Origin of the sequence: Enterococcus sp. AZ167 (genome assembly GCF_051714025.1) — a bacterium.
Lineage (GTDB): Bacteria > Bacillota > Bacilli > Lactobacillales > Enterococcaceae > Enterococcus_D > Enterococcus_D casseliflavus.
This window is the reverse complement of record NZ_JBIORB010000001.1, coordinates 2,077,566-2,103,699: the sequence shown is the minus strand read 5'-3', so window position 1 is coordinate 2,103,699 and position 26,134 is coordinate 2,077,566. Positions and strand designations below refer to the sequence as shown.

Below are 26,134 nucleotides of genomic sequence, written 5' to 3'. Positions count from 1 at the left end.
AAACTTTACATGGGAGGGAAAAAGACGTGGCGATTAAAAAGTACAAACCTACCACGAACGGCCGTCGTAATATGACAAGTTCTGATTTCGCTGAAATCACAACTTCAACACCAGAAAAAACATTGTTAGCTCCTTTGAAAAACAATGCTGGTCGTAACAACAACGGACGTATCACGGTTCGTCATCAAGGTGGCGGTCACAAACGTCAATACCGTTTGATCGATTTCAAACGTAACAAAGACAACGTCGTTGCTACGGTTAAAACGATTGAATATGATCCAAACCGTTCTGCTAACATTGCGTTAGTACATTACGAGGATGGAGTAAAAGCATACATCTTAGCACCTAAAGGATTAGAAGTTGGCATGACTGTCGTTTCTGGTCCAGATGCAGATATTAAAGTAGGGAATGCATTACCACTAGAAAACATTCCAGTCGGTACTGTTATCCACAACATCGAAATGAAACCTGGTAAAGGTGGACAATTGATTCGTTCAGCTGGAACAAGTGCTCAAGTACTTGGTAAAGAAGGCAAATACGTATTGATCCGCTTGAACTCTGGTGAAGTACGGATGATCTTAGCATCATGTCGTGCAACAATCGGTTCTGTTGGTAATGAACAACACGAATTGATCAACATCGGTAAAGCCGGTCGTTCTCGTTGGATGCGCAAACGCCCAACTGTACGTGGTAGCGTAATGAACCCTAATGATCACCCACACGGTGGTGGTGAAGGTAAAGCACCAATCGGACGTAAAGCACCAGTTTCTCCTTGGGGACAACCTGCACTTGGTTACAAAACACGTAACAAAAAAGCAAAATCAGACAAACTTATCGTTCGTCGTCGTAAAACTAAGTAATATACTTGACCGTGTGTCGCACATTTTGAGAGGAGGTACACCATGGGTCGTAGTTTGAAAAAAGGACCTTTTGTCGATGACCATTTGATGAAAAAGGTCGAAGCACAAGAAGGCGCTGAAAAGAAAAAAGTGATCAAAACTTGGTCACGTCGTTCTACAATTTTCCCTAATTTTATCGGATTTACAATTGCTGTGTATGATGGACGGAAACATGTACCAGTTTACATCCAAGAAGACATGGTAGGACACAAATTAGGTGAATTTGCACCAACAAGAACTTATCGCGGACATGCTGCCGATGATAAGAAAACAAGACGCTAATTTTGAGGGGAGGATATCCAAAAATGGCAGAACAAATCACATCAGCGAAAGCAACTGCTAAAACAGTCCGCGTTTCTCCTCGTAAATCTCGTCTAGTTATTGACTTAATCAGAGGGAAAAGCGTTGCTGAAGCAATCGCGATCTTAAAGTTCACACCAAATAAAGCAGCTGGAATCATCGAGAAAGTCTTGATGTCAGCTATTGCCAATGCAGAAAATAATTTTGACTTAGATGTTGAAAACTTGATTGTTTCTGAAGCATTCGTAAACGAAGGACCAACGATGAAACGTTTCCGTCCACGTGCGAAAGGTTCAGCTTCACCGATCAACAAACGTACAAGTCATATTACTGTAGTCGTATCAGAAAAATAAGGAGGGACAATCAGTGGGTCAAAAAGTACATCCAATTGGAATGCGTGTAGGCATCATCCGTGACTGGGATGCTAAATGGTATGCTGAAAAAGAGTATGCTGAATTTCTACATGAAGATTTGAAAATCCGTAAATTTATCGCATCTAAACTTGCTGATGCCGCTGTGTCTACAGTTGAGATCGAGCGTGCAGCAAACCGCGTGAATATTTCAATCCACACAGCTAAACCAGGTATGGTTATCGGTAAAGGCGGATCTGAAGTCGAAAACCTAAGAAAAGAATTAAATAGCCTAACTGGCAAACGAGTTCACATCAACATCGTTGAAATCAAAAAACCAGATTTAGATGCTAAATTAGTAGGCGAAGGAATCGCACGTCAATTAGAAAACCGTGTTGCTTTCCGTCGTGCTCAAAAACAAGCGATCCAACGCACAATGCGTTCTGGCGCTAAAGGAATCAAAACACAAGTTTCTGGCCGTCTAAATGGTGCGGATATCGCTCGTTCAGAAGGTTACTCAGAAGGAACCGTTCCACTTCATACATTACGTGCGGACATCGATTACGCATGGGAAGAAGCAGATACAACATACGGAAAACTAGGAGTTAAAGTGTGGATTTATCGTGGAGAAGTTCTTCCAACTAAAAAGAACACTGAGAAAGGAGGGAAATAAACATGTTAGTACCTAAACGTGTAAAACACCGTCGTGAGTTCCGCGGAAAAATGCGTGGCGAAGCGAAAGGCGGAAAAGAAGTAGCATTCGGTGAATACGGCTTACAAGCTGTTGAATCACACTGGATCACAAACCGTCAAATCGAAGCTGCCCGTATCGCAATGACTCGTTATATGAAACGTGGCGGGAAAGTATGGATCAAAATTTTCCCTCACAAATCTTATACTGCCAAAGCTATCGGGGTACGTATGGGTTCTGGTAAAGGGGCTCCTGAAGGATGGGTATCACCAGTTAAACGTGGTAAAATCATGTTTGAAATTGCCGGTGTACCTGAAGAAGTTGCGCGCGAAGCGCTACGTCTTGCTTCTCACAAATTACCAGTGAAAACGAAGATCGTAAAACGTGAGGAAATGGGTGGTGAATCGAATGAAGGTTAAAGAAATCAGAGAATTAACCACTGCCGAAATGCTAGATCAAGAAAAACAATTGAAAGAAGAATTGTTCAATCTTAGATTCCAATTAGCAACAGGTCAATTAGAAAACACTGCACGTATCAAAGAAGTACGTAAATCGATTGCACGCATTAAAACAGTATTGCGTGAACAAGCTAAGTAATAGTGGAAGGAGGCCATTTAGCGTATGACTGAAGAAAGAAATCAACGCAAAGTTTACCAAGGTCGCGTGGTATCAGACAAAATGGATAAAACTATCACTGTTGTCGTTGAAACAAAGAAAAACCACCCTATCTACGGCAAACGTCTGAACTATTCTAAGAAATACAAAGCACACGATGAAAACAACGAAGCAAAAGTTGGCGATATCGTGAAAATTATGGAAACTCGTCCATTATCAGCTACGAAACGTTTCCGTCTAGTAGAGATTGTTGAAAAGGCAGTGATTATCTAATCACACGAGATTTTCCTATATAGATTGTGAATTGCAAAATCTGAAAGGAGGATACACATCGTGATCCAAGCAGAAAGCCGATTAAGAGTGGCGGACAACTCAGGTGCCCGTGAAATTCTAACGATCAAAGTCCTTGGCGGATCTGGTCGTAAAACTGCCAATATTGGTGACGTGATTGTTGCTACGGTTAAACAAGCAACGCCAGGTGGGGTTGTCAAAAAAGGTGACGTCGTTAAAGCCGTTATCGTTCGTACTAAATCAGGAGCTCGTCGTACAGACGGTTCATACATCAAATTCGATGAAAATGCTGCGGTTATTATCCGTGACGATAAGAGCCCTCGTGGAACTCGTATCTTTGGCCCAGTTGCCCGCGAATTGCGTGAAGGCAACTTTATGAAGATAGTTTCCCTAGCACCAGAAGTATTGTAATAGTGATTCTTATCTAAAGGAGGTGCGAAACAAACATGTTTGTTAAAAAAGGCGATAAAGTTAAAGTTATCACTGGTAAAGACAAAAACAAAGAAGGCGTTGTGCTAGCAGCGTTTCCTAAAAAAGACAAAGTCGTTGTTGAAGGTGTCAATGTTGTCAAAAAACACCAAAAACCTTCTCAAACTGCTCCTCAAGGCGGAATCGTTGAAATGGAAGCACCAATTCATGTTTCTAACGTGATGGTGGTTGATCCATCGAACGGTGAAGCTACGCGTGTCGGTTATAAAGAAGTTGACGGCAAAAAAGTCCGCGTTTCTAAGAAAACCGGAGAAGTTCTTGATAAATAATCTGATGAAGGAAGGAGGGGCTAACAGATGAACCGCCTTAAAGAAAAATATTCAAAAGAAGTTGTCCCATCATTAATGGACAAATTTAACTACAGCTCAATCATGGAAGCACCAAAAGTTGATAAAATCGTTATCAACATGGGTGTCGGTGACGCTGTTTCTAATGCTAAAAACTTAGACAAAGCTGTTGAAGAATTACAATTGATCTCAGGTCAAAAACCATTGATCACAAAAGCGAAAAAATCTATCGCAGGATTCCGTTTACGTGAAGGAATGCCAATCGGTGCGAAAGTAACACTACGCGGCGAAAGAATGTATGAATTCTTAGATAAACTAGTAAGTGTGTCATTGCCACGTGTCCGTGACTTCCACGGTGTGAGCAAAAAAGCGTTCGACGGACGCGGAAACTACACTTTAGGTATCAAAGAACAATTGATTTTCCCTGAAGTAGATTATGATTTGATCGACAAAGTACGTGGTATGGATATCGTGATTGTAACAACAGCAAACACAGATGAAGAATCTCGTGAATTGTTGACACAATTAGGCATGCCATTCCAAAAATAAAAAAAGGAGGCGAACTACGTGGCTAAAAAATCAATGATTGCTAAAAACAAACGCCCTGCTAAATTCTCAACGCAAGAATACACTCGTTGTGAACGTTGCGGACGTCCACATTCAGTTTATCGTAAATTTCATCTTTGCCGTATTTGCTTCCGCGAACTTGCCTATAAAGGACAAATTCCCGGCGTGAAGAAAGCTAGCTGGTAAACTATACTCGCATAAAGGAGGTAAATTATCCCATGGTCATGACAGATCCAATTGCAGATTTTCTAACGCGCGTGCGTAACGCAAACATGGTTAAACACGAAAGCCTAGAAGTACCTGCTTCAAAAATCAAACGTGATATCGCTGAAATCTTGAAACGTGAAGGTTTCGTCCGCGATGTTGAATACATTGAAGATGACAAACAAGGCGTGATCCGCGTATTTCTTAAATACGGTAAAAACGGTGAACGTGTTATCACAAACTTAAAACGTATCTCTAAACCAGGCTTGCGTGCTTATGTCAAAGCTGACGAAGTACCAAAAGTATTGAATGGTCTAGGAATCGCGATTATCTCAACTTCTGACGGTGTAATCACTGACAAAGAAGCTAGAGCAAAAAATGTTGGCGGCGAAGTAGTCGCTTATGTATGGTAATTTAAAATATTCCACAAGGAGGTGCCTCTAAGTGAGTCGTATCGGTAATAAGATCGTCGTTCTTCCTGCTGGTGTTGAAATCAAGCAAAACGGAAACGACATTACAGTTAAAGGACCTAAAGGTGAATTAACACGTACTTTCTCTTCTGATATCACAATGAATATCGAAGGAAACGAAGTAACATTCACTCGTCCAAATGATAGTAAAGAAATGAAAACTATCCACGGAACTACCCGTGCAAACTTCAACAACATGGTTGTTGGTGTTTCTGAAGGTTTCCAAAAAGCGTTAGAATTAATCGGGGTTGGGTACCGTGCTCAATTACAAGGAAAAAAACTTGTGTTGAACGTTGGCTACTCTCATCCAGTTGAAATCGAAGCGCCAGCTGGAATCGAAATCGAAGTTCCTTCAAACACTTCTGTGATCGTTAAAGGATCAGATAAAGAAGTCGTTGGCGAATTGGCTGCCAATATCCGTGGCGTTCGTCCTCCAGAACCTTACAAAGGCAAAGGAATTCGTTATGTTGGCGAATTTGTACGCCGTAAAGAAGGTAAAACTGGTAAATAGTCGTAATTCTTTACGACTAGCAGCTTAGGCTAGCAAAATTAAAAGAGGTGACAAATTGTGATTACAAAACCAGATAAAAACAAGACACGTCAGAAAAGACATCGTCGTGTACGTAACAAAATCTCTGGTACTGCTGAGTGCCCACGCTTAAACGTGTTCCGTTCGAACAAAAACATCTACGCACAAGTAATTGATGACGTAGCGGGTGTGACGCTAGCAAGTGCCTCTGCCTTAGACAAAGAAGTTTCAGGTGCAACAAAAACTGAACAAGCACAAGCTGTCGGTAAATTAGTCGCAGAACGTGCAGCAGCAAAAGGTATTAAAGTAGTAGTCTTTGACCGTGGTGGATACCTTTACCATGGCCGTGTAGCAGCTTTAGCTGAAGCAGCTCGCGAAAATGGACTGGAATTTTAAGAGAAGGAGGAACACCATTCATGGTTTATATTGATCCAAAACATTTGGAATTAGAAGACCGCGTTGTTGCGATCAACCGTGTAACTAAAGTTGTTAAAGGTGGACGTCGTCTACGTTTTGCTGCATTAGTTGTTGTCGGTGACAAAAACGGACACGTAGGTTTCGGTACTGGTAAAGCACAAGAAGTACCAGAAGCAATCCGTAAAGCAATCGAAGACGCGAAGAAAAACTTGGTGGAAGTACCAATGGTTGGTTCTACAATCCCTCACGAAGTTATCGGTGTATTCGGCGGCGGACGCATCCTTATGAAACCTGCTGTAGAAGGTTCTGGGGTAGCTGCTGGTGGACCAGTTCGTGCCGTATTGGAATTAGCTGGGGTAGCTGATATCACATCTAAATCTTTAGGTTCTAACACACCAATCAACGTTGTTCGCGCAACAGTTGAAGGTTTAAAACAATTAAAACGCGCTGAAGAAGTGGCAGCACTTCGCGGCAAATCAGTAGAAGAATTAATCGGTTAAGGAGGACACTATAATGGCTGAATTGAAAATTACTTTAAAACGCAGTATTATCGGACGTCCCCAAAACCAACGTGATACTGTAAAAGCGTTAGGTCTTACAAAGTTGAATTCAACAGTTGTAAAACCTGCTAATGATGCAATCAAAGGCATGGTTAACACTGTTTCTCACTTAGTGGACGTTGAAGAGGTCTAAGGATCAGCAGATCTAGTTTGATTAAGGAGGTGCCAAACCTATGAAACTTCATGAATTAAAACCATCAGAAGGCTCACGCCAAGTACGTAACCGTGTCGGTCGAGGAACTTCATCTGGTAACGGTAAAACAGCTGGACGTGGACAAAAAGGTCAAAAAGCTCGTTCAGGCGGCGGAGTACGTCTAGGATTCGAAGGTGGACAAACACCATTGTTCCGTCGTTTACCAAAACGTGGCTTTACAAATGTGAACCGCAAAGAATATGCAGTCATCAATCTTGATGTCTTGAACCGCTTTGAAGACGGTGCTGAAGTAACACCTGTTGCTTTACACGAAGCTGGAATCGTCAAAGACGAAAAAGCTGGAATCAAAGTATTAGCTAACGGAGAATTAACGAAGAAATTGACTGTGAAAGCAGCTAAATTCTCAAAAGCAGCTGAAGAAGCAATCGTTGCTGCTGGTGGATCAATCGAGGTGATCTAATGATCAGACTATTGAAGGATGCCTTTAAGGTTAAGGATATTAGATCCAGAATATTGTTCACCGTCTTAATCTTGTTTGTCTTTCGTCTGGGAACACATATTACTGTGCCAGGCGTAGACGCAAGTCGCCTAAATACCATCGCAGATCTACCATTTTTAAACATGTTAAACTTGGTAAGTGGTGGCGCCATGCAACAATTTTCGATTTTCTCGATGGGGGTTTCGCCTTACATCACTGCCTCAATTGTTATTCAGTTGTTGCAGATGGATATCGTCCCTAAATTTGTTGAATGGTCGAAACAAGGTGAAGTGGGTCGTAAGAAACTAAATCAGGCAACACGTTACTTGACGTTGGTATTGGGCTTTGTCCAATCCATGACATTAACGGCTGGATTTAACTATTACACTCAACTCGGGTTTGTAAACAATCCTAATATGGCAACCTATATCGTGATCGGTCTGATTTTAACAGCCGGAACGATGTTAGTCACTTGGTTAGGAGAGCAGATCACCGAGCGTGGTATCGGAAACGGTGTGTCAATGATCATCTTTGCAGGGATCATTTCACGCTTACCAGCAAGCATCAAAGAATTGATTGAAGATTACTTCATTAACGTGGATCAATCGGATATCTGGCTAAATGCTATCTTTATGGCGCTGCTTGTGATCGCTGTGTTGATCGTCATTACTTTAGTAACGTATGTTCAACAAGCAGAACGCAAGATTCCGATCCAATATACAAAACGGGTAGCAGGAGCGCCTACCAGCAGTTACCTTCCTTTGAAAGTAAATGCTGCCGGGGTTATCCCAGTTATCTTTGCCAGTTCTTTTATTACAACACCAAATGCGATCATTCAAGCATTAGGTAGTTCATATAAAGGAGAAACTTGGTACGACGTGGTGCAAACGATCTTTAGTTACAACACTGTACCGGGTGCGATCATCTATACTGTCTTGATCGTTGCGTTTACTTTCTTCTACGCATTTGTTCAAGTGAACCCTGAGAAATTAGCGGAAAACTTGCAAAAACAAGGAAGTTACATTCCGAGTGTGCGTCCTGGTAAAGGAACCGAAGAATATGTATCACGTTTGTTGATGCGATTAAGCACGGTTGGATCGATCTTTTTAGGATTGGTTGCTTTACTTCCAATCATCGCTCAGATGGCTTGGAATCTACCGCAATCGATCGGTCTAGGTGGAACGAGTCTATTGATCATTATCGGTGTGGCACTTGATACTGCCAAGCAGTTAGAAGGGCTTATGCTGAAACGGAAATATACTGGTTTCATCAATTAAAGTTATTGAAGTGTTGAGGATTTCCTCAACACTATTCAAAAACTTACAGGAGGAATTAGAATGAACTTCATTTTAATGGGATTACCTGGTGCTGGAAAAGGTACTCAGGCAGAACGTATCGTTGCTGAATACGGTCTTCCTCATATTTCAACAGGCGATATGTTTCGGGCTGCGATGGCGAACGAAACAGAACTAGGCCTTAAAGCAAAATCATACATGGATCAAGGCGCATTAGTTCCTGATGAGGTTACAAATGGGATCGTTAAAGAACGTTTAGCTGAACCTGATACCGAGAAAGGTTTCTTATTAGATGGTTTTCCTCGTACATTGGATCAAGCAAAAGCGTTAGATGAGATGCTAGCTGACCTTAACAAAAAACTTGATGCCGTTATTGATATTCATGTTCCTGAAGAAGTTCTTGTAGAACGTTTAGCCGGCCGCTTCATGTGCCGCAATTGTGGGGCAACTTATCATAAATTGTTCAATCCTCCAAAAGAGGAAGGAACATGTGATCGTTGTGGAAGTCATGACTTCTACCAACGTGAAGATGATAAGCCTGAGACGGTCAAAAATCGTCTAGCTGTCAATATCAAAAGCAGTGAACCAATTTTGACTTATTACAAAGACAAAGGGTTATTGCAATCGATTGATGGGGATCGCGACATCGACGCTGTATTCGAAGATGTTCAAAAGATCATTGACTAATCATAGATTGCCCGAGTCCAACTTGCAGCTTAAAACTTTCTCTTGAAATCTTTGACAGGATATGATAGAATATGTCAGTCCGACTTCTACTTTTTATTAAGTAGGAGCATAGTTTGAGAATATCAGGTGGGAACCGAGTTTCCGCCATTTTATCGTGTGAAAATCACAAGTACAAGGAGGTACTGTGCGTGGCAAAAGAAGATATGATTGAAGTCGAAGGTACAGTCGTCGAAACTTTGCCGAATGCAATGTTTAAAGTAGAATTGGAAAACGGACACCAAGTTCTAGCGACCGTTTCTGGTAAGATCCGGATGCACTACATTCGTATTTTACCTGGAGACAAAGTGACGGTGGAATTATCCCCGTATGATCTGAACCGTGGCCGCATTACTTATCGCTTTAAATAATTGTACTCCGTAAAACCACAGGAGGTATTATCATGAAAGTAAGACCATCAGTAAAACCAATGTGCGAACATTGTAAAGTAATTCGTCGTAAAGGACGCGTTATGGTGATTTGCCCAGCAAATCCAAAACATAAACAACGTCAAGGATAATCGGAGGTGTAACAAATATGGCTCGTATTGCAGGAGTAGATATTCCTCGTGATAAACGTGTGGTCGTTTCACTTACTTATATCTATGGTATTGGTAACACGACTGCAAAACAAATTTTAGCTGACGCTGGCGTGTCTGAAGAAGTTCGCGTTCGTGATTTAACGAATGAACAAACAGATGCTATCCGTGCGGAAGTTGATAAATTAAAAGTTGAAGGTGACCTTCGTCGTGAAGTGAACTTAAACATCAAACGATTGATGGAAATCGGTTCTTACCGTGGAATCCGTCATCGCCGTGGATTGCCAGTTCGTGGACAAAACACGAAAAACAATGCACGTACTCGTAAAGGCCCGTCTAAAACAGTCGCAGGCAAGAAAAAATAATTCCTAAGTGAAGGAGGTTAAAACTTCATGGCAGCAAAAAAAGTGAGTCGTAAACGCCGTGTGAAAAAGAATATTGAAGCGGGTATTGCACATATTCACTCAACATTCAATAATACAATCGTAATGATCACTGATACTCATGGTAATGCATTAGCATGGTCATCAGCTGGTTCATTAGGTTTCAAAGGAAGCAAAAAATCTACTCCTTTTGCCGCTCAAATGGCAGCAGAAACAGCTACCAAAGCAGCAATGGAACACGGATTAAGAACTGTTGAAGTAACAGTTAAAGGACCTGGTTCTGGACGTGAAGCAGCAATTCGTTCATTACAAGCAGCAGGTTTGGAAGTGAGTGCGATCCGTGACGTGACTCCAGTCCCTCATAATGGATGCCGCCCTCCAAAACGCCGTCGTGTTTAATGAGTGCTGCTCATTTTGAGTGTAACAAATACGTCATTGAACAAGACACTTTTCGTTTTGAAAGGGGTAATAGATAAGAATGATTGAATTCGAAAAACCAAGAATCGCAAAGATTGATGAAGACAAAGATTATGGCAAGTTCATCGTGGAACCTCTTGAAAGAGGCTACGGAACTACACTAGGAAATTCCCTACGTCGTATTTTATTATCTTCTTTACCTGGTGCGGCAATCACCAATATTCAAATCGATGGAGTTTTACACGAATTCTCAACTGTTAAGGGTGTTCGGGAAGACGTTGCTCAAATCATCTTGAATATTAAAGGTCTTGCATTGAAAATGTACGGGGATGAAGAAAAGACCCTTGAAATTGATATTTCAGGACCTGCTACAGTAACTGCTGGCGATATCATCGTTGATAGTGATGTAGAAATCCTTAACAAAGATATGTATATCTGTACCGTTTCTGAAGGTGCTACGTTCCATGCTCGCTTAACAGTGAAACCTGGCCGCGGCTACGTTCAAGCGGACGAAAACAAAAAAGAAGACATGCCGATCGGCGTTCTTCCAGTCGATTCAATCTATACACCAGTACGTCGTGTCAACTACCAAGTAGAAAACACACGTGTCGGTCGTCGGGATGATTTCGACAAATTAACGATGGAAATATGGACTGATGGCTCAATCGAACCATTGGAAGCAATGAGTTTGTCTGCGAAGATCATGACTGAACATTTAGACATCTTTGTTAACCTAACGGATGAAGCGAAAAACGCTGAAATCATGGTTGAAAAAGAAGAAACACAAAAAGAAAAAATGTTGGAAATGACGATCGAAGAATTAGACTTATCTGTTCGTTCATACAACTGTCTAAAACGTGCAGGAATCAATACTGTACAAGAATTGACAAACAAATCTGAACCAGAAATGATCAAAGTAAGAAACTTAGGCCGTAAATCTCTTGAAGAGGTCAAAGTGAAATTACATGATTTAGGTTTAGGACTACGTAAAGACGATTAAACCGTTTTCGATTACGTTAGTTCGGTTCGTCTGACCGATACAACATTCGAAAGTGAAGGAGGGAAACCACGTGAGTTATCGTAAACTAGGACGCACATCTAGCCAACGTAAAGCGATGTTGCGTGATTTGACAACTGATTTATTCATTAACGAACGTATCGTTACGACTGAAGCTCGTGCGAAAGAAGTTCGTTCAACTGCAGAAAAAATGATCACTTTAGGTAAACGTGGTGATTTGCATGCACGTCGTCAAGCAGCAGCATTCGTTCGTAATGAAGTTGCAAGTGTACGTGAAGAAAACGAAGAAGTAGTTATTGAATCAGCATTACAAAAATTATTCAATGATATCGCTCCTCGTTACACAGATCGCCAAGGTGGATATACTCGTATCTTGAAAACAGAACCAAGACGCGGAGATGCTGCACCAATGGTTATCCTAGAACTTGTTTAAAATCACACTTATCATCACTTTATAGATGTTTACTAAGAGTGTTATGATGTTGGAAGAAACTTTCCGAGTCTAGCTCAGCGCCTACACCTCGATGTATTTCGAGGTGTACGCACTCATCATAAAGTGCTTTTTTTTTACTTTCGATTACCTGTCAAGACAGATAATGGCAAGTGAAAAAAAGATCTGGAGACAAATCGTGCGTGAATCATTGAAAAACGTGCGCTTTTTTGGTAGTGTTAGAAAGAATTAATCGCAAATGAAGGAGTCTATCATGAAGCCAATCATTGAATTGAATGCTATTACTGTGCGTTATAGCGAAGAAGAGCGTGCCGCGTTAAATAACGTATCCTTTTCCATCAACAAAGGGGAATGGGTGGCGTTGATCGGCCATAACGGCTCTGGTAAATCAACTTTAGCAAAAACCATCAATGGTTTGATCTTGCCGCAAGAAGGCAGTGTTTCTGTCGGCGAATTGCCTTTGAATGAAGAAAATATCTGGAATATTCGAAAAATGGTCGGTATGGTCTTTCAAAACCCTGACAATCAATTCGTTGGTTCGACGGTGGAAGATGATGTGGCTTTCGGTTTGGAAAATCAAGGAATCCCACGTGAAGAAATGCTGGTTCGTGTCAAAGACGCTCTGGAACAAGTACGGATGAGCGAGTTTGCGACCCGGGAACCCGCGCGTCTTTCTGGTGGTCAAAAACAGCGGGTAGCCATTGCGGGCGTCGTTGCATTGCGCCCAGATATCATCATTCTTGATGAAGCCACTAGTATGCTAGATCCAGAAGGTCGTGAAGAAGTGATCGCAACGATCAAAAAAATCAAAGAAAAAAACAATTTGACCGTGTTATCGATCACCCATGATATCGATGAAGCAGCCAACGCCAATCGGGTGCTGGTGATGCGTCAAGGAGAGCTCGTCCGCGAGGGGACACCCGCAGAGATTTTTTCTGCAGGTCCAGAACTGATTGAGCTAGGCTTAGATCTGCCATTTCCTGAAAAATTAAAGGCGGCACTAAAACAGCGGGGCGTCACGGTACCGCAAGCGTACTTAACTGAAGAAGGGATGGTGGATTGGCTATGGACATCCGTTTTGAACAAGTAGGATTCACCTACCAACCGCATTCTCCGTTTGAACAGCGGGTTTTGTTCGATATCGATTTAGAGATCAAAGAAGGCTCTTATACCGCCTTAGTCGGTCATACAGGGAGCGGAAAATCTACGTTGTTGCAGCACTTGAATGCATTATTAAAACCAACGACTGGCACGGTCACGATCGGTGAGCGAGTCATCAAACCCGAGACAGATAACAAAAATCTAAAACCGTTACGTAAAAAAGTCGGGATCGTTTTTCAATTTCCTGAATCCCAATTATTTGAAGAAACCGTTGCGAGAGATATCGCTTTTGGACCGAAAAACTTTGGGGTCTCCGAAGAAGCAGCCAAAGGTTTAGCCCAAGAATACATTCAATTGGTAGGTTTAGATGAAAGTTTTCTGGAACGTTCACCATTTGACCTTTCAGGGGGCCAAATGCGCCGTGTAGCGATTGCTGGGGTCTTGGCTATGGAACCAGAAGTTTTGGTCTTAGACGAGCCGACAGCTGGCTTAGATCCACAAGGACGCAAAGAGATGATGGAAATGTTTGATCGCCTGCATCGGGAAAAGAACATGACGATCATTTTAGTGACCCACTTGATGGATGATGTGGCAAACTATGCTGATTATGTCTATGTGTTAGAAAAAGGCCGTCTCGTCAAAGCAGGCACGCCGTCCGTTGTGTTTCAAGACACTGCCTGGCTGCAAGAAAAGCAGTTGGGTGTACCGACAGCAACCGCATTTGCGGAGCAACTACAAGCCAGAGGATTGGCATTTGAGCAGTTGCCGCTAACAGCTGATGAGCTGGCAGATGTTTTAGTAGCAAAGGGGGCGACTGCCCATGATGAATAAACTGATTTTCGGTCGTTTTATTCCTGGGGACTCCTTGATCCACCGTTTAGATCCACGAGTCAAATTGATTGCTAGTTTTTATTTTATCGCGATTATCTTTTTGGCGAATAATTGGCAAAGCTATTTATTAGCGGGTGCTTTTACGCTCTTTTGTATCTCCTTTTCAAAAATCGATTTTGGCTTCTTTATTCGAGGCGTGCGTCCTTTGATTTGGCTGATTTTATTTACTGTGGCGTTACAGATTTTATTTACTACCGGCGGCGACGTCTACTGGTCTTGGTGGATCTTTAACATCACAGAATTTGGTGTCCAAAACGGGATCTTTATTTTTTGCCGTTTTGTTTTGATCATTTTCATGTCGACCTTGTTGACGTTAACGACGCCTCCATTAGAGCTTTCAGATGCGATCGAATACATTTTGCGTCCTTTAAAAGCGATCCGTTTCCCTGTCCATGAAATCTCACTGATGCTGTCGATCGCGTTGCGCTTTGTGCCAACCTTGATGGATGAAACAGAAAAAATTATGAATGCTCAGCGTGCCCGCGGGGTCGATTTCGGCGAAGGGGGACTGTTGCAGAAGATGAAGGCGATCGTTCCTTTATTGATTCCTTTATTTGTCAGCAGCTTTAACCGTGCGGAAGATCTAGCTACCGCTATGGAAGCCAGAGGCTATCAAGGCGGCGAAGGGCGTACGAAGTATCGGATTTTGCACTGGCATCAACGGGACACATTGGTTGTCATCGTTTTTGCGCTCTTTACAGTAGCGTTAGTGTTCTTAAGAGGATAATCGAAGACCTATGATTGAAGTCAACCCACGAAAGGTTCTTAACGAAGCAACGAGGCTGCTGGCGATCCCAGCGGCTGGTTCGAAAAGGCCTGTCGATCGATCAGACTTTTCTCATAGGCTTTTTTTGAAAAAATAGAAAGAAACAGGTGATTCAATGGTCCGCTATAAAGCGACGATCGCTTATGATGGCACGAATTTTCAAGGATTTCAGCGTCAACCCAATGGACGAACGGTTCAAGAAGAGATTGAAAAGACATTAACGAAGATGAACAATGGTCAGCCGATTCAGATTCATGGCTCTGGACGCACCGATGCGGGGGTCCATGCGCAGGGGCAAGTGATCCACTTCGATTTCCCTCAAAAGCGCCCACTGGAAAAAATGCGCTTTGGTTTAGATACCCAAACGCCAGAAGATGTTGCGGTAAAATCGGTGGAGATCGTTGACGATACCTTCCATGCCCGCTACTTAGTCGTTGAAAAAACCTACCAGTTTCGAGTGGACATTGGGAAACCTCGCAGTCCTTTCCGTCGTCATTATGCCAGCTATTATCCGTATCCGCTAGATTTGGAAAAAATCCAACGAGCGTTGCCATATTTTTTAGGCACCCATGACTTTACCAGTTTTTGTGCGACGGGCAGTTCCGTTGATGACAAAACACGGACGATCCATGAAGCATCCATGGCAGTCAATGACGCTGGAGATGAGTTGATTTTCACCTTTCGCGGCGATGGATTTTTGTATAAGATGATTCGGATCATGGTGGGCACATTGCTGAAAATCGGCAATGGACGCCTCGCACCTGACAGTATTCCTGCAATCATTGCGCAAAAAGACCGAAATGCGGCAGGTCCCACAGCGCATCCAGAAGGATTGTATTTGGTTCACGTTGCCTATGAATAAGGAAAAACACAAGCTTCGCTGCTCTTGTCCAAAAAGAGAAAGCGAAAGCTTGTGTTTTTATTTTTTCTCAGGCAAAACAGGGGCAGTTTCTTGCCAATCTTCAGTCCTTTCCGCAGCGGTTTTAGACGCAGCAGTGGTGGGTGTTTTTTCTAAGGTGCTGGCAGCGACTAAGGCGGCGATGGCTACCAAAAATGCGAAAAGCAAGTAAAACAGCCAGCTCCAAGCAACGTGATAGCGATTGCCGATGCCTAAAAAGACCATTTGACCGACGGGTCCCCCTAGCATCACAATGGTGGAAAAGATCCCGCTGCTGATGGCGAGATGTTCTTCATCGATCTCACGAATCAGATGTGCCGAAAAGCGAGGATTGATTTTTCCAATCAGATAGCCTTCAGCAAAGAGCAGCACAATCATGAGCCAACGATTATGCAGGAAGAGAAAATTCAAGGTCAATAGACATAAAACGAAGGAGGTATACGCAATCAAGCGAACCAGACCAGTATTCTTGAACCAGTCGGCAGCAAACAAGGCGCCAGCGACCATGCCGATGGAAGTGGCGATGCCTGCCATCGCAACGGTGTTGCCATAAGTGGCAAACCAAAGCGCAAGGTCATCCAACAGCTGGAGATTTAGCAGACCGCTCGTGCTAGCGGCTAAGGTATTGATCAGTAAGGCAAAGAGGATCATCTTTTTAAGAAAAGCTGTGCCAGTCAATAATTTAAAGGTTTCCGAGAAATTCTGAAAGAGTGGTGTGGGTGCTTGATTGATTCTCCCAGGCACCGCATTAAAGAGCGAGCGGTTCCAGAAGATCACGATGGCGGCTAAGAAAAACGTCACGGCATTGATCAAACCAAAAGCGGCAAAATTATTATTCAGTAAAAGGATCCCCCAAGCACCGATCCCTTGAAAGACGATTTGAACGGTGGTTTGACACGCCATTTGAAAGCCCATGGCACTGTCTAAGGCGTCAGCAGGCACAAGACGGCGAACATAGGGCAGCTGCAACCCAGAACAATAAGCGCCCAAACAATCAGATACAATGTTGATGCCTAGCAAAAGGAAGAAAGACCATAAACTAGGCGGCAGTTGGATCAAAAAAGCGAGTGCCACAAAAAGGACTCCTTGTAATAGTCGACTGCTGATCATCCATTGCACTTTGTTTCTGGTACGATCGGCTAGATAGCCAGTCAGGATCCGTAAGAGATCAGGGACCAGCAGTGCCATGGAGGCTAAGGAAACAGCAAGGGCATTAAAGGGTAATGTACTGGCGTAAACCACGAACACGATATTAAATAAACTCATGCCGATGCCACTGAGTAAGGCGGCGTTGACTAAGGCACGATAGCCTTTGTTTTGTTGATATTCTTTCATCGAAGTCATCCTTTCACGTTCTACGTTGTAAAATCAGTATAGGATGCTTTATACTAAGAAGAGAAAATAATCCACTATAGTGGAATTTAAATGTACCAGGAGCGTACCAGAGGTTACTGCCACGAGTGGCTAACAGCTAAAAGAGTGGCATGTAAATAGGGTACCGTAGATTTTGTTCCTCAACATTTTATAAGGTTGAATCTAGATTTGAATCTAAAATAGTAGCATTTAATGGCAGAGCTTCATTCGTAAAGCAAGTTTGGTTTGGCGTTTGCAGACTGATCGCTAGGAGGATGGTTATGGAAGAAGGAAAACTGTACCGACAATTGCGCAAAGAGCGCGGCTATACGATCGCTCAAGTGGCGGATGAACAAAACAGTCGCTCGTTTATCAGTAAATTTGAGCAAGGTGCTTCAAGTATCAGTATTCATCGATTGGAACGCTTATTAGAAAATATCCATGTCACGGTGGAGGAGTTTTATTATTTACGTGCGCAGCAAAAAGGCATAAAAAGTCACGACAACATGATGAGCTTCCCCAGCTATATGACGAGCGAATTTATGGATTTACTGGATCGAATTTTAGGGATCAACAAAGAAGCTTTCTTGAGTAACGCCCACGCCCAGCGAAGCAAAGAAGGGCTGGAGGAAATGCGCAGCGAACTGATCGCCGCTTCCAAACAGCATTCTTTTGTTTTTCTGTACCTTGAGATCACAAAGGAGATACATGAAATCAATCTCTCAGGTCCTAAACCCAATCACTCTTCTGGTGACTATATGGAAAAGCTGCGCACCAAAACTCGTCCCGTCATTTCCTACCTTACGAAAGTAGACAACTGGGGCGTTTATGAGATTTTACTGTTTCGGTATTTTCAATTCTTGTTTCCTGTCGAAACCTCCTATCACTTACTGCAGATCGCTATTTCCCGCACAAAAAAAGAACAAGGCTTGTCCTTGATGCGAGAAATTCAAATGGATTTGATTTTTAGTTGTTTTACGACGTTTGTCAATTTTCGCCGCCTGGAGTGGGCAAAAGAGGTGTTGACCATTGCAGAGGAATTATTGGCAGATCGCGGAGACATGCTAAACAGCACGCATCTTCTTTGCTATCAAGGGTGGTACTGGTATATTTATGGTGATCAAGAAAAAGGACTGTTGAAAATCGACCAAGGGCTTTCGATCTTTCGCGTCTTGAAACAAACCAAAATGGTTAAATTATGGGAGCGATCGTTGCACTCCATCAAGAAAAATGCGGAAGAACCTAACAGTTATCTTATGTTTCGCTAAACGCTCTAAGGGCTAACGGGCTAGACATTTGTCCCCGCATCGAAGGGGATCTAGTCGGTAGTGGAGGCTAAGGCCAATAGAGCGAACAACTGCGGAACGCCAGCACAAAAAAAGAACCAAACTCACCGATCATTGAGCGACACCCATAAGTCAGCGTTTGCTCTAACTTATGGGGAGCGCCTCAAAAAGACGAGTTGGTTCTTTTTCGATTAGGTTTCTGGTGGTTGATCCATGAGTTGGCGTTGGTCGTCTAAGACTTGCTTTTTGGCTACTTGTTTCTGGTAAAACCAAGCAAACAGGATAAACAATGCGATGCAGCCAAAGAACAAGCAAACACCGATAACAAAGCCTTGCGGCAAGAAGGACAGTTCCAAGTGATGGGTGCCACTTGGGATCGTCACACTGATAAAGCCGTCTTGAAAGGCGGTGATTGGAACTTCTTTGCCGTCAAGCGTAGCAGTCCAACCCTTGTCATAAGGGATGGTCGTTACAAGCTGCTGCTCTTTTTCAGTCGTGATATCGGCTTTGGCACTGCGTTTGCCGACCGTCATAGCGACCCCTCGATCTTGGATCGCATCAATGGCTTGTTGGTAAGCGTTGGTATCCAAGGTCACGACTTGCGGGTTTTGGAAGGAGATTTCAGGCGTTCCGTAGAAGCTGACGGTGAATTGAACCGTCGTATCGGTCTCATAGTGCCCTAAGTCGTAGTATTGACCGTTGATACTGATTTGCGTTTCTCGCTGCTGACCGTTGACTGTCACGGTGGCAGATGAGCTTTCCAATTCCCCAAAGTTGGCAGGGAAAAGACTCAAGTATGCTTGCGAGTTCGCTGGAACCTCCACTTGCCAAGTCACTTCTTTTGCGACATTGCTTTCTTGCTCGGTAAATTTCATATACATGCCGTCATTGGTGATATCTGTATTTTTACTATGGATCACCGTGATTGGCTGAAAGGCAAAATACTCTAAATTTAAATCCGCCAAGCCATTGAAAAGATTTTTCTGGCTCGTCAAGTTGTCATTTTGCGGCTGTTCAATCGATTCAATGGTTGGTTCAGCCAAGAAACCTAGCGGTAACGCATTTTGATTCTCATAAAGCTTGTATTCACCAGATTCCCCCACACGTTGAAAGCCGTATTTGGTGAGATTTGGCTTGGAGATATTGTATTTGATCCCTGTAAAAGCATCCATCAGCAAGGTATTATTCGGATAGCGGATATTTAAATTGGTGCCGCGGGACCGAAAGCCCAGCTTATCCAGGTAGCTTGAGGAATTGCGGTTACGGATCGAAGAAAACATGCTGACACCGCTGTAGCCATAATTGATACTGTCATTGGAAGAAACAGGATCAAGGTTTTCTAATCGGAAAAAGGTATCATTGTCTTCGTTGGCTTGAGTGACTAGTTTTTTGATGTCCGGATAAGGTTCTGTATACAAACTGCGAGAAGCATAGTTCCAATCATTCAAAATTCCGCGAACCATGCCGCTCGTATTGACGGCCATTTCTCCGCAGACGAAGATCAGCATCAAGATCGTCACTCGTTTTTGTGTTAAAAGACCTAGTTGCCCGAACCCAATACATAACAAGTAAAGAACAAAGAATACGATCGTTAGCGCAAAAGAAGTAGCGGAAACATATTCATAGGTTCCAGGTCCTTTCAATGCGTAGGAGAGGGCAAACACCACGATCGTAGAAAGACCAATAATGAGAAACAATCCGCGATCTTTTTGCTGCAGCTGCTCCCACCCGTATCCCGCCAGCATGATCACTAAGAAGGAGAACAAATAGGCATAGCGGAAAAGGAACATATTTGGGGCATGCATCCCGTGCCAAAAAAGATTCATCGGCACGATATAAAAACTGGCGATCAAAACAGCAAACATGCCAGCGTATAAGAATTTATCCTTCAAGCGGATTTTCTTCGAAACAAAATATAAAATACACAACAGCAACGGCAATAAACCGATATAGATGAAGGGAATGGAGCCGTATTTTGTCGTATCGTAAACACCGATCATGTTTTTCATCACGAGATCAAAGACATCGGTGGCTTCGGTTTTAAAGGAAGAAATCGTTGTTAATTCTTCCCCGTTTGAGCGCAAATCCAATAAGGCAGGTAAGATGATTACCATTGAGGCGCCGCCAGCTAACAAGGAGGTGATGCCATATGGGATGATCGCCCCCCGAGCTTGCTTCCAGTTGCGGCCCAACTGAACCAAGAAATACATCACGGAAAAGAGACCGATCATAAAGCCCATGTAAAAACTGGATAAAAATAACAGCAGATAACTGATAAATAACACGACTGGTTTTTTCTTTTTCACTAAACGGTCAATACCTAAAATCACTAGCGGTAGATAGATCATGGCATCAAGCCACATGATCAGTTCCGAATGGGCGGTGATGAAGGACATCAAGGCATAACAGACAGCTAAGGTCACATGCTGCCAACGTTGGATCTTAAAGGTTTGGCTGGCATAAAACCAAAACGCCAAGCCCGCGCTGCCGATCTTGATCAAGGTCAAGAAGTACAACGCATCTGGCATCAGCTGATTTGGGAAAAACAAGACCAGAGGAGTGAAGATCCCGCCTAAGTAATAGGAGATCAGTGCCAGATAATTCAAGCCTAAAGAGGCGTTCCATGTATAAAAGATACTTTGCTTGCCTAAGAGCATATTGCGAAAGCTGGCATGAAAGTTTGAGAATTGTGAAAAGGCATCACTGGCTAAGACACTGCGGCTGCTGCCAGGGTAGATGCCGATGGTCAAATAGATCACTGCCATGATAAGAAACGGCAAGCAGAAACTAGCAAGCATATAAGGCCAATGTTGTTTGGCAAATGTTTTTATTTTCGTCACAAGAAGTCACCTGTTCTTTATCAATTTTTTCTTAGTTTACCACAGGTGAATCGATTAAAAAAACAAAGACCTGTTTTCTTTAATGAAAACCTAAGTGAAAGCGCACCAAAGAAAAAAGGGTACAAAAAAAGCCGTTCAAAACGAACGGCCGAAAAGGTCTAATTATACGCGCTCAACTTTTCCAGATTTCAAAGCACGAGTTGACACCCAAACTTTTTTAGGTTTTCCGTCAATCATAACGCGAACTTTTTGCAAGTTAGGTTTCACAGTACGTTTTGTCGCATTCATTGCGTGAGAACGATTGTTTCCACTTGTAGTTTTACGTCCAGTAAAGTAACAAACTTTAGCCATGTGGTTATTTCCTCCTTTGCCTTGATGTTGGAGCGCTATTTCAGCTCATACCATCTGAATTTATCACAGAAAGGTGAAAAAAGCAAGAGTAATTTTCAAGAAACATTGACTTTTCCCGGTAAACATTGTAAATTAAACAAGGTCGAAATGCAAGACGTTTGGTCAGAAAGCCCCTTTTCATATGTCTCATCCTTTTATTTGCGGTACAGCTATGATAAAATATGTAAGAAGAAAGATGGGTCATGCCCATTGAAGGAGGCTATAAAATGGCTGTAAAAATTCAAACCTCATCAGGTATTATTGAAATCAGCAATGAAGTCATTGCAACAGTGGTCGGAGGCGCAGCAACAGATGTGTTCGGCATTGTTGGTATGGCTAGCAAGAAACAAATCAAAGATAACATCAATGAAATTTTACGAAAAGAAAATTATTCTCGCGGTGTCGTTGTCCGCCAAGAAGAAAACGGCATTGCAGTGGATGTATACACGATCGTCAGCTATGGAACAAAGATTTCCGAAGTTTCCCGCAACGTGCAGGAAAAAGTGAAATACAACTTAGAAACAATGCTAGGTGTATCTGCGAACTCGGTAAATGTATTTGTTCAAGGCGTACGTGTACTGCCAGATTAGGCAAGGGATCCGTTCATGGCGGATGATTTTAAGGAGGACTATCTAAGTGAAGGTAACGAATATCAGCGCAAGTCAGTTTCAAGAAATGGTGCAGGCAGGCGCGGCTCGTCTACAAGTTAATGCAGAGTTTGTCAACTCATTGAATGTGTTTCCTGTTCCAGATGGAGACACTGGGACAAACATGAATCTATCCATGACCAGTGGAGCAAAAGCGGTCGCAGATGCGACTTCAGAAAACGTCGGCGATCTTGCCGCTACACTTTCAAAAGGACTATTGATGGGCGCACGTGGGAATTCTGGCGTCATTTTATCTCAATTATTCCGCGGTTTTTCTAAAGCTATCCCGACCGCAGAAACACTCACTGCACCAGAATTGGCTCAAGCCTTTACTCATGGAGTAGAAACCGCCTATAAAGCAGTCATGAAACCTGTGGAAGGAACCATCTTGACTGTGGCACGCATCGCAGCTGAATATGGCGAGAAAAAAGCACAAACTACCGATGATTGTATCGAAGTGATGAAAGCCGTGGTTCACGGTGCAAAACGTTCATTGGCGAAAACCCCAGATCTATTGCCCGTCTTAAAAGAAGTCGGCGTGGTAGATAGCGGCGGTCAAGGATTGTTGTTCATTTATGAAGGCTTCTTAAATGCGTTGACGGGTGAATACCCAGCCGATGAAATCTTCGAACCTTCCCCAGCGGCTATGGATGAAATGGTCAATGCCGAACATCATCGCAGCGTTCAAGGACACTTAGCGACAGAAGATATCACCTTTGGTTACTGTACAGAAATCATGGTGAAGATCGGTGAAGGTCCGACTGTAGATAGTGAATTTGATTATGAAACATTCCGTAATTACTTAAATGAGTTAGGGGATTCCTTATTAGTGGTCAACGACGATGAGATCATCAAAGTCCATGTCCATACGGAACATCCTGGCGAAGTCATGAATTATGGTCAAAAATTCGGCTCATTGGTGAAAATCAAAGTTGACAACATGCGTCTTCAGCATGAAACGATTTTGGAACACGACCAGCAAGGTGCAAAACCTGCACCAGTGAAACGTCCACGGACACCATTTGCGATCATCGCGATCGCGGCTGGCGAAGGCTTGAAAGAATTGTTCACTAGCCTGGGTGCTTCATATGTCATCAGTGGCGGCCAAACGATGAACCCAAGTACGGAAGACATTTTGTTGGCGATCAATGAAGTTAATGCCGACCAAGTGATCGTTCTACCAAATAACAAAAACATCTTTATGGCTGCACAGCAAGCAGCGGAAGTTTCCGAGATTCCAGTAGCGGTTGTTGAAACACGGACGATCTCACAAGGGATGACAGCGATGCTGGCATTCCACGAGCAATCCACACTAGCTGAAAATCAGCAAGCTATGACCGATGTCTTAGCAAGTGTTGTCAGCGGATCAGTGACTCATGCGATCCGTAATACATCAATTGATGGCATCGAAATCACAGAAGGCGACTTCTTAGGAATGGTCGACGGCAAAATCGTTGTTTCTGTTCCTGATCGTTTCTCTGCTTCCATGACTACCTTAGAAAAAATGATCACAGAAGATACTGAGATCGTCACCATCATTATCGGTGAAGAAGGCAAAGCCAAAGAAGCAGCGAAAATTGAAGAAGCGATCGTTGAGCTGCATCCTGAGATCGAAGTAGAGATCCATCAAGGCGATCAGCCAGTTTATCCGTATCTTTTCTCAGCAGAATAAACAAATTAGGCGGCGGGGGCAAAAATCGTAGATGATTTTTGACTCCGTCTTTTTCTATGAATGCAGGAATCTCTGCAATAAATAAAATTACTTTGGAAAAGGAGGGTACCTATGCTGAATCAGCCACTTACGGTATTAAAGGGTGTCGGAGAAAAACGCGCCCAAGACTTGGCGAGTTTAGGGATCGAAACCATTGAAGACCTGCTGAAGTATTATCCGTTTCGTTATGAAGACATTCAAGAACGGCAATTAGCGGAGATTCAAGACCAAGAAAAAGTAACGATCAAGGGGATCGTCGTTTCCCCGCCGGTCGTCAATCGCTTTGGCTATAAGAAAAGTCGGTTGCAATTTCGCATGATGCAAGACCACGATGTCTTTAATGTCTCCTTTTTCAATCAGCCTTATTTGAAGGATAAAGTAGAGGTTTCAGAAGAGATCGCCGTCTATGGCAAATGGGACGCCAAACGCAAAGGACTGACGGGGATGAAAATTCTCGGCAGCAAGAGCGCAGAAGACTTTGCCCCCATTTATCATGTCAATAAAGCCGTGCGTCAAAGTGTGTTGATCGAACTGATCAAACAGGCATTCCTTGATTTTGGTGATCAGATCACAGAGATCTTGCCTTTGTCATTGATCGAAAAATATCGCTTGTTGGATCGGAAATCCGCGATGTTTGCGATGCACTTTCCTAAAGATCCCCAAGAGAGTCATCAAGCGAAGCGTCGGGTGATTTTTGAAGAGTTCTTTTTGTTCCAAATGCAGATCCAAGGACTGAAGAAAAGCGAAAAAGCCGAGAAAAACGGTCTAGCGATCGATTATGATGTGCAACGCTTGAAAGAGTTTACTCGTAAACTGCCCTTTGAATTGACGAATGCGCAAAAGCGTGTGACCAATGAAATCTGCCATGACCTGAAAAGTCCGCAGCACATGCAGCGACTCTTGCAAGGAGATGTAGGAAGCGGGAAAACAGTCGTGGCGGCGATCGCCCTTTATGCCACGATGACAGCTGGCTTTCAGGGCGCACTGATGGTGCCGACTGAGATTTTGGCCCAGCAGCACCTAGAAAGCTTGAATCAACTCTTTGACCCCTTAGAAGTGACCACCGCTCTTTTGACAGGCTCGACCAAACCAAAAGAACGGCGAGTCATCTTAGAACAATTAGCAGCCGGGGAGATCGACATCATCGTTGGGACCCATGCGCTGATTCAAGAAGGGGTGGACTTTGCACATCTTGGCTTAGTCATCACCGATGAACAACACCGTTTTGGCGTCAATCAGCGAAAAGTCTTACGGGAAAAAGGCTATCTGCCTGATGTGCTCTTTATGACCGCCACACCGATCCCTCGTACGTTAGCGATCACGGCTTATGGCGAAATGGATGTTTCGGTGATCGATGAAATGCCAGCAGGACGGATTCCTGTAGAGACTCGCTGGGTCCGTCCGCCGCAGTTTGAATCGATCTTAGAGTGGGCGCAAAAAGAATTGGCACAAGGGCATCAGATGTATGTCATCTGTCCTTTGATCGAAGAATCCGAAATGCTGGATGTCAAGAATGCCACGGAGATTTATGAGCAGCTGCAAAGTTACTTTTCTCCTACTTATCAAGTGGGGATGCTGCATGGGAAAATGAAGAATCAAGAAAAAGACAGCATCATGGAAGCTTTCAAAGAAAATCAACTGCAGATCTTGGTTTCCACGACGGTCATCGAAGTAGGGGTCAATGTCCCCAATGCGACAGTGATGCTGATCATTGACGCCGATCGCTTCGGGTTAGCCCAGCTTCATCAATTGCGTGGACGGGTAGGGCGCGGTGCCGATGCTTCTTACTGTATATTGATCGCAAACCCGAAGAATGAGACAGGGGTCGAGCGAATGAAGATCATGACAGAAACCACCAACGGCTTTGTAGTCAGCGAAAAAGATTTGCAGTTGCGAGGACCAGGAGAAGTCTTCGGCAATCGACAATCGGGCTTGCCAGAGTTTGCGGCTGCCGATTTGGTCGCGGATGCCCATATTCTAGAAGTGGCACAAGTCGAAGCTGCCCAGCTTTGGCAAAAAAATGGCTGGCAGCTGTTGCCAGAATTTTCGGCATTGGCAAACTATTTAGCAGCAAAAAAAGCAGACAAACAATTTTTTGATTAAAGAATATGCTATACTGATTGGG

36 protein-coding genes are annotated in these 26,134 nt (G+C 43.3%); 33 read left to right on the top strand and 3 right to left on the bottom strand.

Annotated features, from left to right (window positions below):
• Positions 1-26 precede the first annotated feature (26 nt).
• From rplB to truA, 29 genes are all read left to right on the top strand, one after another.
• Positions 27-860 (top strand): 50S ribosomal protein L2, encoded by an 834-nt coding sequence (gene rplB / locus IGJ05_RS09875; RefSeq protein WP_005226912.1) that lies wholly within the window; start codon positions 27-29, stop codon positions 858-860.
• Positions 861-902: 42 nt separating this feature from the next.
• Positions 903-1,181 carry a 30S ribosomal protein S19 gene (rpsS, locus tag IGJ05_RS09870; protein ID WP_005226914.1) on the top strand — a complete coding sequence of 93 codons (279 nt, stop codon included), beginning with the start codon at positions 903-905 and terminating at the stop codon, positions 1,179-1,181.
• Positions 1,182-1,204: 23 nt separating this feature from the next.
• Positions 1,205-1,552, top strand: coding sequence for a 50S ribosomal protein L22 (gene rplV / locus IGJ05_RS09865; RefSeq protein ID WP_003127973.1), 348 nt, complete (start codon positions 1,205-1,207; stop codon positions 1,550-1,552).
• A 13-nt stretch (positions 1,553-1,565) separates the two neighbouring features.
• Positions 1,566-2,222, top strand: coding sequence for a 30S ribosomal protein S3 (rpsC, locus tag IGJ05_RS09860; protein WP_005226916.1), 657 nt, complete (start codon positions 1,566-1,568; stop codon positions 2,220-2,222).
• Positions 2,223-2,224: 2 nt separating this feature from the next.
• Positions 2,225-2,659 (top strand): 50S ribosomal protein L16, encoded by a 435-nt coding sequence (rplP, locus tag IGJ05_RS09855; protein WP_005226918.1) that lies wholly within the window; start codon positions 2,225-2,227, stop codon positions 2,657-2,659.
• Positions 2,649-2,837, top strand: a complete 189-nt coding sequence (gene rpmC, locus IGJ05_RS09850) for a 50S ribosomal protein L29 (RefSeq protein WP_002288664.1) — start codon at positions 2,649-2,651, stop codon at positions 2,835-2,837. The genes rplP and rpmC overlap by 11 nt, the downstream gene beginning before the upstream one ends.
• A gap of 24 nt (positions 2,838-2,861) precedes the next feature.
• Positions 2,862-3,128, top strand: coding sequence for a 30S ribosomal protein S17 (gene rpsQ, locus IGJ05_RS09845; RefSeq protein ID WP_003128005.1), 267 nt, complete (start codon positions 2,862-2,864; stop codon positions 3,126-3,128).
• A gap of 60 nt (positions 3,129-3,188) precedes the next feature.
• Complete coding sequence (gene rplN / locus IGJ05_RS09840; protein ID WP_003128006.1) at positions 3,189-3,557, top strand: 50S ribosomal protein L14; 369 nt, start codon at positions 3,189-3,191, stop codon at positions 3,555-3,557.
• A 35-nt stretch (positions 3,558-3,592) separates the two neighbouring features.
• A complete protein-coding gene (gene rplX, locus IGJ05_RS09835; RefSeq protein WP_003128007.1) occupies positions 3,593-3,904 on the top strand; it encodes a 50S ribosomal protein L24 in 312 nt (103 codons plus the stop codon).
• 27 nt (positions 3,905-3,931) lie between these two features.
• Positions 3,932-4,471: a 50S ribosomal protein L5 gene (gene rplE / locus IGJ05_RS09830; RefSeq protein ID WP_005227088.1), complete on the top strand. Its 540-nt coding sequence runs from the start codon at positions 3,932-3,934 to the stop codon at positions 4,469-4,471.
• An 18-nt stretch (positions 4,472-4,489) separates the two neighbouring features.
• Positions 4,490-4,675 carry a type Z 30S ribosomal protein S14 gene (locus tag IGJ05_RS09825; protein WP_003128010.1) on the top strand — a complete coding sequence of 62 codons (186 nt, stop codon included), beginning with the start codon at positions 4,490-4,492 and terminating at the stop codon, positions 4,673-4,675.
• A 32-nt stretch (positions 4,676-4,707) separates the two neighbouring features.
• A complete protein-coding gene (gene rpsH / locus IGJ05_RS09820; protein WP_005227093.1) occupies positions 4,708-5,106 on the top strand; it encodes a 30S ribosomal protein S8 in 399 nt (132 codons plus the stop codon).
• Positions 5,107-5,137: 31 nt separating this feature from the next.
• Complete coding sequence (rplF, locus tag IGJ05_RS09815; RefSeq protein ID WP_005227095.1) at positions 5,138-5,674, top strand: 50S ribosomal protein L6; 537 nt, start codon at positions 5,138-5,140, stop codon at positions 5,672-5,674.
• A 57-nt stretch (positions 5,675-5,731) separates the two neighbouring features.
• Positions 5,732-6,088, top strand: a complete 357-nt coding sequence (rplR, locus tag IGJ05_RS09810) for a 50S ribosomal protein L18 (RefSeq protein ID WP_005227097.1) — start codon at positions 5,732-5,734, stop codon at positions 6,086-6,088.
• Between the two features lie 20 nt (positions 6,089-6,108).
• Positions 6,109-6,609 carry a 30S ribosomal protein S5 gene (gene rpsE, locus IGJ05_RS09805; protein ID WP_003128014.1) on the top strand — a complete coding sequence of 167 codons (501 nt, stop codon included), beginning with the start codon at positions 6,109-6,111 and terminating at the stop codon, positions 6,607-6,609.
• Between the two features lie 13 nt (positions 6,610-6,622).
• The gene (gene rpmD / locus IGJ05_RS09800) at positions 6,623-6,802 is read left to right on the top strand and encodes a 50S ribosomal protein L30 (RefSeq protein ID WP_003128015.1); all 180 of its coding nucleotides are present in this window, start codon (positions 6,623-6,625) and stop codon (positions 6,800-6,802) included.
• A gap of 40 nt (positions 6,803-6,842) precedes the next feature.
• Positions 6,843-7,283 (top strand): 50S ribosomal protein L15, encoded by a 441-nt coding sequence (gene rplO, locus IGJ05_RS09795; RefSeq protein ID WP_003128016.1) that lies wholly within the window; start codon positions 6,843-6,845, stop codon positions 7,281-7,283.
• Positions 7,283-8,578: a preprotein translocase subunit SecY gene (gene secY, locus IGJ05_RS09790; RefSeq protein ID WP_087626778.1), complete on the top strand. Its 1,296-nt coding sequence runs from the start codon at positions 7,283-7,285 to the stop codon at positions 8,576-8,578. Before rplO ends, secY begins: the two co-directional genes overlap by 1 nt.
• 60 nt (positions 8,579-8,638) lie before the next feature.
• Positions 8,639-9,283: an adenylate kinase gene (locus IGJ05_RS09785; RefSeq protein ID WP_005227100.1), complete on the top strand. Its 645-nt coding sequence runs from the start codon at positions 8,639-8,641 to the stop codon at positions 9,281-9,283.
• Positions 9,284-9,471: 188 nt separating this feature from the next.
• The gene (gene infA, locus IGJ05_RS09780; RefSeq protein ID WP_002288695.1) at positions 9,472-9,690 is read left to right on the top strand and encodes a translation initiation factor IF-1; all 219 of its coding nucleotides are present in this window, start codon (positions 9,472-9,474) and stop codon (positions 9,688-9,690) included.
• 32 nt (positions 9,691-9,722) lie between these two features.
• Positions 9,723-9,839: a 50S ribosomal protein L36 gene (gene rpmJ / locus IGJ05_RS09775; protein ID WP_002288710.1), complete on the top strand. Its 117-nt coding sequence runs from the start codon at positions 9,723-9,725 to the stop codon at positions 9,837-9,839.
• A 17-nt stretch (positions 9,840-9,856) separates the two neighbouring features.
• Complete coding sequence (gene rpsM, locus IGJ05_RS09770; RefSeq protein WP_005227102.1) at positions 9,857-10,222, top strand: 30S ribosomal protein S13; 366 nt, start codon at positions 9,857-9,859, stop codon at positions 10,220-10,222.
• A 27-nt stretch (positions 10,223-10,249) separates the two neighbouring features.
• Complete coding sequence (gene rpsK, locus IGJ05_RS09765; protein WP_005227104.1) at positions 10,250-10,639, top strand: 30S ribosomal protein S11; 390 nt, start codon at positions 10,250-10,252, stop codon at positions 10,637-10,639.
• A gap of 79 nt (positions 10,640-10,718) precedes the next feature.
• Positions 10,719-11,657: a DNA-directed RNA polymerase subunit alpha gene (locus IGJ05_RS09760; protein ID WP_008376367.1), complete on the top strand. Its 939-nt coding sequence runs from the start codon at positions 10,719-10,721 to the stop codon at positions 11,655-11,657.
• A gap of 70 nt (positions 11,658-11,727) precedes the next feature.
• The gene (rplQ, locus tag IGJ05_RS09755; RefSeq protein ID WP_003128038.1) at positions 11,728-12,108 is read left to right on the top strand and encodes a 50S ribosomal protein L17; all 381 of its coding nucleotides are present in this window, start codon (positions 11,728-11,730) and stop codon (positions 12,106-12,108) included.
• 271 nt (positions 12,109-12,379) lie between these two features.
• A complete protein-coding gene (locus tag IGJ05_RS09750; protein WP_005227109.1) occupies positions 12,380-13,216 on the top strand; it encodes an energy-coupling factor ABC transporter ATP-binding protein in 837 nt (278 codons plus the stop codon).
• On the top strand, positions 13,192-14,058 hold the full coding sequence (locus tag IGJ05_RS09745) for an energy-coupling factor ABC transporter ATP-binding protein (protein WP_005232516.1): 867 nt from the start codon (positions 13,192-13,194) through the stop codon (positions 14,056-14,058). The genes IGJ05_RS09750 and IGJ05_RS09745 overlap by 25 nt, the downstream gene beginning before the upstream one ends.
• On the top strand, positions 14,048-14,845 hold the full coding sequence (locus IGJ05_RS09740; protein ID WP_005227113.1) for an energy-coupling factor transporter transmembrane component T family protein: 798 nt from the start codon (positions 14,048-14,050) through the stop codon (positions 14,843-14,845). The genes IGJ05_RS09745 and IGJ05_RS09740 overlap by 11 nt, the downstream gene beginning before the upstream one ends.
• Before the next feature lie 154 nt (positions 14,846-14,999).
• Positions 15,000-15,746, top strand: coding sequence for a tRNA pseudouridine(38-40) synthase TruA (gene truA, locus IGJ05_RS09735; protein WP_266166198.1), 747 nt, complete (start codon positions 15,000-15,002; stop codon positions 15,744-15,746).
• Positions 15,747-15,803: 57 nt separating this feature from the next.
• On the opposite strand, the gene IGJ05_RS09730 is transcribed toward truA, so the two are convergent.
• Positions 15,804-17,117 (bottom strand): MFS transporter, encoded by a 1,314-nt coding sequence (locus IGJ05_RS09730; RefSeq protein WP_266166197.1) that lies wholly within the window; start codon positions 17,115-17,117, stop codon positions 15,804-15,806.
• Positions 17,118-17,416: 299 nt separating this feature from the next.
• Here IGJ05_RS09730 and IGJ05_RS09725 point away from each other — a divergent pair, with 299 nt between their 5' ends.
• On the top strand, positions 17,417-18,403 hold the full coding sequence (locus tag IGJ05_RS09725) for an Rgg/GadR/MutR family transcriptional regulator (protein WP_266166196.1): 987 nt from the start codon (positions 17,417-17,419) through the stop codon (positions 18,401-18,403).
• Between the two features lie 209 nt (positions 18,404-18,612).
• On the opposite strand, the gene IGJ05_RS09720 is transcribed toward IGJ05_RS09725, so the two are convergent.
• Positions 18,613-21,261: a YfhO family protein gene (locus IGJ05_RS09720; RefSeq protein WP_266166195.1), complete on the bottom strand. Its 2,649-nt coding sequence runs from the start codon at positions 21,259-21,261 to the stop codon at positions 18,613-18,615.
• A gap of 162 nt (positions 21,262-21,423) precedes the next feature.
• The gene (gene rpmB, locus IGJ05_RS09715; RefSeq protein WP_003128045.1) at positions 21,424-21,612 is read right to left on the bottom strand and encodes a 50S ribosomal protein L28; all 189 of its coding nucleotides are present in this window, start codon (positions 21,610-21,612) and stop codon (positions 21,424-21,426) included.
• A gap of 266 nt (positions 21,613-21,878) precedes the next feature.
• On the opposite strand from rpmB, the gene IGJ05_RS09710 reads away from it, so the two are divergent.
• The 3 genes from IGJ05_RS09710 to recG all read left to right on the top strand — a co-directional run bounded on the left by IGJ05_RS09710 (position 21,879) and on the right by recG (position 26,112).
• On the top strand, positions 21,879-22,241 hold the full coding sequence (locus tag IGJ05_RS09710) for an Asp23/Gls24 family envelope stress response protein (protein WP_005227125.1): 363 nt from the start codon (positions 21,879-21,881) through the stop codon (positions 22,239-22,241).
• Between the two features lie 46 nt (positions 22,242-22,287).
• A complete protein-coding gene (locus IGJ05_RS09705; protein WP_005227126.1) occupies positions 22,288-23,970 on the top strand; it encodes a DAK2 domain-containing protein in 1,683 nt (560 codons plus the stop codon).
• 111 nt (positions 23,971-24,081) lie between these two features.
• The gene (gene recG / locus IGJ05_RS09700) at positions 24,082-26,112 is read left to right on the top strand and encodes an ATP-dependent DNA helicase RecG (protein WP_015508817.1); all 2,031 of its coding nucleotides are present in this window, start codon (positions 24,082-24,084) and stop codon (positions 26,110-26,112) included.
• Positions 26,113-26,134 lie beyond the last annotated feature (22 nt).

Coding starts and splice junctions, on each gene's coding strand:
- rpsS (WP_005226914.1), top strand. CDS start 903: ATGGGTCGTAGTTTGAAAAAAGGACCTTTTGTCGATGACCATTTGATG.
- rplV (WP_003127973.1), top strand. CDS start 1,205: ATGGCAGAACAAATCACATCAGCGAAAGCAACTGCTAAAACAGTCCGC.
- rplP (WP_005226918.1), top strand. CDS start 2,225: ATGTTAGTACCTAAACGTGTAAAACACCGTCGTGAGTTCCGCGGAAAA.
- rpmC (WP_002288664.1), top strand. CDS start 2,649: ATGAAGGTTAAAGAAATCAGAGAATTAACCACTGCCGAAATGCTAGAT.
- rpsQ (WP_003128005.1), top strand. CDS start 2,862: ATGACTGAAGAAAGAAATCAACGCAAAGTTTACCAAGGTCGCGTGGTA.
- rplX (WP_003128007.1), top strand. CDS start 3,593: ATGTTTGTTAAAAAAGGCGATAAAGTTAAAGTTATCACTGGTAAAGAC.
- rplE (WP_005227088.1), top strand. CDS start 3,932: ATGAACCGCCTTAAAGAAAAATATTCAAAAGAAGTTGTCCCATCATTA.
- rpsH (WP_005227093.1), top strand. CDS start 4,708: ATGGTCATGACAGATCCAATTGCAGATTTTCTAACGCGCGTGCGTAAC.
- rpsE (WP_003128014.1), top strand. CDS start 6,109: ATGGTTTATATTGATCCAAAACATTTGGAATTAGAAGACCGCGTTGTT.
- rpmD (WP_003128015.1), top strand. CDS start 6,623: ATGGCTGAATTGAAAATTACTTTAAAACGCAGTATTATCGGACGTCCC.
- rplO (WP_003128016.1), top strand. CDS start 6,843: ATGAAACTTCATGAATTAAAACCATCAGAAGGCTCACGCCAAGTACGT.
- secY (WP_087626778.1), top strand. CDS start 7,283: ATGATCAGACTATTGAAGGATGCCTTTAAGGTTAAGGATATTAGATCC.
- IGJ05_RS09785 (WP_005227100.1), top strand. CDS start 8,639: ATGAACTTCATTTTAATGGGATTACCTGGTGCTGGAAAAGGTACTCAG.
- rpmJ (WP_002288710.1), top strand. CDS start 9,723: ATGAAAGTAAGACCATCAGTAAAACCAATGTGCGAACATTGTAAAGTA.
- rpsM (WP_005227102.1), top strand. CDS start 9,857: ATGGCTCGTATTGCAGGAGTAGATATTCCTCGTGATAAACGTGTGGTC.
- rpsK (WP_005227104.1), top strand. CDS start 10,250: ATGGCAGCAAAAAAAGTGAGTCGTAAACGCCGTGTGAAAAAGAATATT.
- IGJ05_RS09760 (WP_008376367.1), top strand. CDS start 10,719: ATGATTGAATTCGAAAAACCAAGAATCGCAAAGATTGATGAAGACAAA.
- IGJ05_RS09750 (WP_005227109.1), top strand. CDS start 12,380: ATGAAGCCAATCATTGAATTGAATGCTATTACTGTGCGTTATAGCGAA.
- IGJ05_RS09745 (WP_005232516.1), top strand. CDS start 13,192: ATGGACATCCGTTTTGAACAAGTAGGATTCACCTACCAACCGCATTCT.
- IGJ05_RS09740 (WP_005227113.1), top strand. CDS start 14,048: ATGATGAATAAACTGATTTTCGGTCGTTTTATTCCTGGGGACTCCTTG.
- truA (WP_266166198.1), top strand. CDS start 15,000: ATGGTCCGCTATAAAGCGACGATCGCTTATGATGGCACGAATTTTCAA.
- IGJ05_RS09730 (WP_266166197.1), bottom strand. CDS start 17,117: ATGAAAGAATATCAACAAAACAAAGGCTATCGTGCCTTAGTCAACGCC.
- IGJ05_RS09725 (WP_266166196.1), top strand. CDS start 17,417: ATGGAAGAAGGAAAACTGTACCGACAATTGCGCAAAGAGCGCGGCTAT.
- rpmB (WP_003128045.1), bottom strand. CDS start 21,612: ATGGCTAAAGTTTGTTACTTTACTGGACGTAAAACTACAAGTGGAAAC.
- IGJ05_RS09710 (WP_005227125.1), top strand. CDS start 21,879: ATGGCTGTAAAAATTCAAACCTCATCAGGTATTATTGAAATCAGCAAT.
- recG (WP_015508817.1), top strand. CDS start 24,082: ATGCTGAATCAGCCACTTACGGTATTAAAGGGTGTCGGAGAAAAACGC.